This window comes from Pseudomonas fluorescens, from assembly GCF_005938625.1.
Lineage (GTDB): Bacteria > Pseudomonadota > Gammaproteobacteria > Pseudomonadales > Pseudomonadaceae > Aquipseudomonas > Aquipseudomonas fluorescens_BD.
The window spans coordinates 1-5,352 of the sequence record NZ_VCNJ01000086.1 but is presented as its reverse complement, the minus strand read 5'-3'; the positions used below and the strand labels follow the sequence as shown (position 1 = coordinate 5,352).

Below are 5,352 nucleotides of genomic sequence, written 5' to 3'. Positions count from 1 at the left end.
CCCCCTCCCGCCGACGGGCTTTGCGTCCCTTTTTTATGCAAAGGCCAGAGTGGTGCAAACACCTGCTCTGGCCAAGCCTGCTGCGGGGGCTGTTGGCGTTGTAGCGATTGCACGCAGTGCAAGGTTTTGCAAAAAAGAGCAAAGGTAGTTGCACTGCGTAACGGAGCGTCGACGAGTTGGCCAAGGGAATGAAACGCACGGCGTGCAGGGGCGACGCCCTGAAAAACCTACCGCACAGGATGTTTTCGTTTTCGGCACTGGTCGCACCAGTTGGGAATCCGACACCGCTCAGTCCGCTTGCAAAACGGCTGTAAGGCCCAGCCTGCTTGGCTCTCCGTTATTTTCTGGTATTGCACAGCGTAACCAAGGATTTACTTGCGACCAGTGCCAATTTGCATGATGTGAAAAACGTCGGAAAGGGACGTCGTCTTGGCCATTTTTCAGACGTGGGCTGGGAAAAAGGTAATTTTGGTAAGCGAGGTGTAGAAACGCGCTACAGCCCTTGTCATGCCTGGCTTTCACTAATTACCTCAAGAGGTAATTTTAGGTAAGAGTTAGGGTAATAATTTCTGAAGTGCCCGGTTTTACTGGGTTTGAGGGCTATAAGGGATTACTCATAGGAAAGGTAATTTTCTAACCTCATACTTACCAAATTATTACCTCTGCTTACTGCTCTCAATGCCCCGATTTTCAAGGCTTCCAGAGCTTGCCTCATGCCGCATTACCAAAATTACCTTTTTCCCATGGGTCAACATGAAACGTTGAAACGGCCTTCGCGTCCGTGTTCTGCAACCTGGTGCGCAAAACCCATGGGACTGACATGGGACTGAGATTAAAAAACTCGCTCCTCTGCAGCCCTTATAAACCGGGGGGGTATGCTCAAAAAACCGCAAACGGGTAGTTTCGAATCTCTCCTTCACCGCCACATTAAGTACACAAAACCCCTGATTTCGAGAGAAGTCAGGGGTTTTGTGCTTTCTGGCGTCCGGATTTTATTGGCGGCGAGTTGAGTTCAGCGTTGAGCGATTACAATCGCCGACTTATCTATCAGTAAAGGAACGCCATTCCATGATCATTTCCACCACGCACGCCATTGAAGGTCGGCAGATCACCGCGTACCTGGATATCGTCAGCGCCGAGTCGGTACAGGGCGTGAATGTGATACGTGACATGTTTGCCGGCATGCGCGATTTTTTCGGTGGACGCTCGCAGACGCTGGAGCGGGCTTTGAAGGAGGCGCGTATTCAGGCGACCGAAGAAATACGGGAGCGTGCGCGCCTTCTGCAGGCTGATGCGGTGGTCGGGGTGGATTTCGAGATCAGCATGCCCGGCGGCAAGGGCGGGATGGTTGTGGTGTTTGCGACGGGTACAGCGGTGAAGTTGCGCTGAGTTTTTTCGACGGTGTGTGAGCCCATTCAGAGATTGAACGAGCTCGATCTTTCTGTGTAATCAGCCTTGTGGCTTGAGGATCACGGTGCCTCTTTCGTCATAGGTTAGTGGGGTATCTATGGCGACCAGAGGGGGTGTATCAGAAGGCGGGTTGGGTTCGACTGGCTTGCTGGGATGGTAAATGACCCCAGGTTGCAGAACCGGTGTATCCGGACCTGGATGCTTGATGGTGATTTCACCGGAAGCGATCTTCTCCTTGAGTTTTTCAGCGCCAGCCTTGCCGGCTGCGATCTGTTCGTCCGTGAGTTTTACGACAGGCATATTGGGAAATCCGTTGATTTGCATGTTCTCTCCTTGAGATTCATTTGTATGAAAAAGGGCAACGGCCGGTGCTCAGGATTCTTTAGCAAAGCGTGACCAACGGTTCATCGTTGTGTTTGAATTTTGTAGGCCGCTCGTCGGGCGTCGGCTGATCTGAATAACAAGTCCAGGAATGACCGGCTAGTCTCAAAAGCCTTGGAGGTCGATATTTTTTCAGGCAAAAGGGTTTTTGCCGGTGTTGACCTGTTGCGAAGGGGCGATGGTATGACTGATCCGTATATCGAAGACGATGGTGCTGAGTTTTCCTTCAATAACTGCGTACGGTGCGGCCAGACCGAGTATCAGGCAGGCTTTGGTGAGGATCCGGTGCAGACTGGCAAGATCAAATCAACCGCACCTAAAGGACCCAAGGCAAAATTCTTGCCCAAAGTCACTGCTCGAGCCAGAAAGTAGTCTTTCTCTAGATAACCCCGTCATTGAGCGGGGTTTTTTATAGCTGAATGTGTGAAGAAATTTCTTACAGGCGATAGCGGATAATTCGCTGGGCTTTCACAAACTTTTCACGTCTGCCGCAGTAGGGTGAAGCCATCCGTTAGAAAGCAAGTCTCCAGCCCGTCTCCCCAGCGGGCTTTTTTTTGCCTGTCAAAAAACCTTTTCCAGAATCACTGTCCAATCGGCGCCTAGTGCGCGAAGCCTCTGGTTTCGTCTGGACTTTTGCGCGGCGACGGCATTAAATCCTGGCCCTTTTTGTCTTCCCAATTTCTTGAGGTTTTCGTCATGCGTTTAACACTGCCCGCTCTGGTTCTGGGGCTTCTGGTTGCTCAAGGTGCAATGGCTGCGGGTGATGGCACCGCGGCGCTGGGCGGTGGTCTGGGTGGCGCACTGGGTAATGTCGTTGGTCAGAAAATGGGCGGCAGCACTGGCGCGGCAATTGGTGCCGGCGTAGCAGGCGCGGCGGGCAGCGCTATGGCGGCGCGCAAGGGTAGCCGGACCAAAGCGGCCATTGGCGGCGGTGTCGGTGCAGCCGGTGGTTCGGTGATCGGCAACAGCCTGGGCGGCAGAACCGGCGCCACGATTGGTGCAGGCTTGGGCGGTGCGGCTGGCGGCGCAGTGGGCAGCAACTTGTCCAAAGGTCACAAGCGTCACTGAGACTGATCCTTTGTCAGAAAAAGCCCGGCTTGATGTCGGGCTTTTTCATGGCTGAACGTTTTCCCCGTTGGTGTCTCCAATCTCACATAGGCCCATGTCTGGGCGAGCTGTCCCGCTTCGGGAACTGTGAGGTTCATATGCGCTTGTCATTATCTGCACTGTTTTTCGGTTTGCTGGTAGCACAAGGGGCGATGGCCGCCGGTGATGGCACCGCCGCTGTAGGTGGCGGACTCGGCGGCGCGCTCGGCAATGTGGTCGGTGGACAACTCGGTGGCAGTACTGGCGCGGCGGTAGGTGCGGGTGTTGGTGGCGCGGCCGGCAGTGCCGTTGGGGCGAATAAACGCAATCGAACCGAAGCTGCCATTGGCGGTGGTCTCGGCGCGGCGGGTGGCTCGGTCGTCGGCAACAGCCTCGGCGGCTCGACCGGTTCGACCATTGGCGCAGGGTTGGGCGGCGCGGCCGGCGGTGCGGTCGGCAATAATCTGGGTGACGATGGTGGCTCTCATTCGGGTGGTGGCCACAAGCATAAGAACAAGAACAAACATAAAAACCGCCATCATTGATGGTGGGTTAAACGGAAACCCGGCATTTTGCCGGGTTTTTTGTATTTGCTCGCCGTACTCCGGAACGATTGGCTGTAGGGCCTTTCGAACGTTATACACGCCACGAGATGATGAGGTTTGCCATGACTCCCGAAACTGAGGGCAAGGAAGAGAAAGGTTCGAGTGGACTGCCGTTTATCAATGATCCGGGGAATGAAGATCCAGGGTCGCTGATGGATGATGCGACGGTGCCGTTGAATGATTCGGATGAGGCGGATATGGAGTATGAAGAGGATGAGGATGAGCAGTGAGGGGGAATAGGGTGGGTAGAAAGTCTGAAATTGGTTTTAAGGGCCTGAGTGAACAGGCCCTTTTTGTGGTCGTGTCTAATCGGTTTGTTTTGAGTCAGCCAATACATACAGGTTACTTATGTCAGACATTTTTTTGATTTTTTTTAGCTTCAGATATTCTGCGAGTTCTTTTTTAATGGTTTCTTCATCGCAATATTTTCTATGCTTAGAGGGTCTGTCACAAGCAAAGTTGTATAGGCGCCAAGTATCAAAGCCATTGATTTCACCGTTAGGGCCATAGTCAAAATCTACGCTTCCTGTCGATAAATTGATGCGGCAGCCAATACCATGCAATTCATATTTAACGCCTCGAGTAACTCTCCCGCATCGCTTGATTGCCTTGGTGCGCCAAAGCCTTCGAATGTCTCGAGTGCCAAATTTGCGCTCAAATATCAGCGTGCTGGACTCCACCATGGAGATGAAGTCATTTATCAGGATGTCCAAAGTTTCATTTTGATCGCTCATCTTCTTCTCCGATGCTCCAATCTGTCTAAACCTACGTTGTTTGCTGACTCTATTACATCTTCAATACTGTTTAGAGTTCTGTCGTATTTTATAAGGTCGGTTATGAGTTTGATTGTCACATTTGTTGAGGTTTGCCGTGCGGCTGCTGCGCGATGGTGTCCGTCCAGAATATATAGGTTGCCGTCATGTTCTATGACATCGATGGGATCATCTGGATCGTATCCGTTGCGCATTTTATTTTTATAATCCTCGACTTTCTTGGTTGAGGTCTTTCCCTCTATTGTATGTATTCGCTTCAAAGTTTTTGGATCTATATTGTGAGCAATGTTCGGTAGTTTCGGCTCTCCTTCATCAACCGTAATCCCATCACTTCCACCCGGCACCTCACACCCAGGCTTATTCGGCGGCGGACAGTTGGAGCTCAACCCCAACGGATCCACCCACCCCGTCGGATTCGGCACGTACTGGTACTGATTCAAGCCACCGGCCAACTTGATCGGATCCGGCGTCAGATACCGTCCCACCCGCGGGTCGTAATACCGGTGGCGGTTGTAATGCAGCCCGCTTTCGCCATCGAAATACTGCCCCTGAAAGCGCAGCGGCTGGTTCAGGTAATCCTCGCCGGCGAGGGTCAGTGCGGCGACTTTGCCGTAGGCGTCGTATTGCGCGGACCAGACGATGTCGCCGCTGTAGTCGGTGAGCTCCTGCGGGGTGCCGAGTTGGTCGAGCTGGTAGTAGAAGGGGCAGGCTTTTTTCGGGCCTTTGCCGTCGAGCAAGGCGAGGGGGCGGAAGGTGCCGGGTTCGTAGACGTAGCTGCGGTATTCGCTTTCGCTGCTTTCGGCGACGAGGTGGTCGCCTTGCCAGAAGAATTCGGTGGTGTCGTCGCCGACGGTTTTGCTGATGCGTCGGCCGAAGGCGTCGTAGCGGTAACTGGCGGTCTGGCCGTCGGGGCGGGTCAGGCCGATCAGGCGGTGCTGGCTGTCGTAGCGGTATTCGGTGACGAGGGTCTGGGCGCGGCCGCGGCGTTCGCGGATCAGGTTGCCGAAGGCGTCGTAGTCATAGTGGCGGTCGCCCTGCATCAGCAGGCGGTTGCCCTTGATCTGGCTCGGGCCGGGGCGGTCCTGCATCAGCAGGTT

8 protein-coding genes are annotated in these 5,352 nt (G+C 53.8%); 5 read left to right on the top strand and 3 right to left on the bottom strand.

Annotation, left to right across the window (positions count from 1 at the left end; genetic code table 11):
* Positions 1-1,068 precede the first annotated feature (1,068 nt).
* Positions 1,069-1,389, top strand: a complete 321-nt coding sequence (locus FGA82_RS29790) for a YbjQ family protein (protein WP_141129866.1) — start codon at positions 1,069-1,071, stop codon at positions 1,387-1,389.
* A 60-nt stretch (positions 1,390-1,449) separates the two neighbouring features.
* On the opposite strand, the gene FGA82_RS29785 is transcribed toward FGA82_RS29790, so the two are convergent.
* Positions 1,450-1,734 (bottom strand): hypothetical protein, encoded by a 285-nt coding sequence (locus tag FGA82_RS29785; protein ID WP_141129865.1) that lies wholly within the window; start codon positions 1,732-1,734, stop codon positions 1,450-1,452.
* Positions 1,735-1,974: 240 nt separating this feature from the next.
* On the opposite strand from FGA82_RS29785, the gene FGA82_RS29780 reads away from it, so the two are divergent.
* From FGA82_RS29780 to FGA82_RS32270, 4 genes are all read left to right on the top strand, one after another.
* Positions 1,975-2,163: a hypothetical protein gene (locus tag FGA82_RS29780; protein ID WP_122594862.1), complete on the top strand. Its 189-nt coding sequence runs from the start codon at positions 1,975-1,977 to the stop codon at positions 2,161-2,163.
* 324 nt (positions 2,164-2,487) lie between these two features.
* Positions 2,488-2,859, top strand: coding sequence for a glycine zipper domain-containing protein (locus FGA82_RS29775; RefSeq protein ID WP_016983669.1), 372 nt, complete (start codon positions 2,488-2,490; stop codon positions 2,857-2,859).
* A gap of 137 nt (positions 2,860-2,996) precedes the next feature.
* Positions 2,997-3,422: a glycine zipper domain-containing protein gene (locus tag FGA82_RS29770; RefSeq protein ID WP_095124920.1), complete on the top strand. Its 426-nt coding sequence runs from the start codon at positions 2,997-2,999 to the stop codon at positions 3,420-3,422.
* Positions 3,423-3,544: 122 nt separating this feature from the next.
* Positions 3,545-3,712 carry a hypothetical protein gene (locus tag FGA82_RS32270; protein ID WP_007914082.1) on the top strand — a complete coding sequence of 56 codons (168 nt, stop codon included), beginning with the start codon at positions 3,545-3,547 and terminating at the stop codon, positions 3,710-3,712.
* 75 nt (positions 3,713-3,787) lie between these two features.
* Here FGA82_RS32270 and FGA82_RS29765 read toward each other — a convergent pair whose 3' ends face one another.
* Together FGA82_RS29765 and FGA82_RS32740 are read right to left on the bottom strand one after the other, a co-directional pair.
* Entirely contained in the window at positions 3,788-4,216 is a 429-nt protein-coding gene (locus FGA82_RS29765) for a DUF6896 domain-containing protein (RefSeq protein ID WP_141129864.1), read from the bottom strand.
* Positions 4,213-5,352 (bottom strand): RHS repeat-associated core domain-containing protein (locus FGA82_RS32740; RefSeq protein ID WP_171057389.1); only part of this gene is annotated, 1,140 nt, incomplete at its 5' end. The genes FGA82_RS29765 and FGA82_RS32740, both read right to left, overlap by 4 nt.

Bases quoted from the DNA above. Each gene is read 5' to 3' on its own strand.
- FGA82_RS29790 (WP_141129866.1), top strand. From the start codon at position 1,069: ATGATCATTTCCACCACGCACGCCATTGAAGGTCGGCAGATCACCGCG.
- FGA82_RS29785 (WP_141129865.1), bottom strand. From the start codon at position 1,734: ATGCAAATCAACGGATTTCCCAATATGCCTGTCGTAAAACTCACGGAC.
- FGA82_RS29780 (WP_122594862.1), top strand. From the start codon at position 1,975: ATGACTGATCCGTATATCGAAGACGATGGTGCTGAGTTTTCCTTCAAT.
- FGA82_RS29775 (WP_016983669.1), top strand. From the start codon at position 2,488: ATGCGTTTAACACTGCCCGCTCTGGTTCTGGGGCTTCTGGTTGCTCAA.
- FGA82_RS29770 (WP_095124920.1), top strand. From the start codon at position 2,997: ATGCGCTTGTCATTATCTGCACTGTTTTTCGGTTTGCTGGTAGCACAA.
- FGA82_RS32270 (WP_007914082.1), top strand. From the start codon at position 3,545: ATGACTCCCGAAACTGAGGGCAAGGAAGAGAAAGGTTCGAGTGGACTG.
- FGA82_RS29765 (WP_141129864.1), bottom strand. From the start codon at position 4,216: ATGAGCGATCAAAATGAAACTTTGGACATCCTGATAAATGACTTCATC.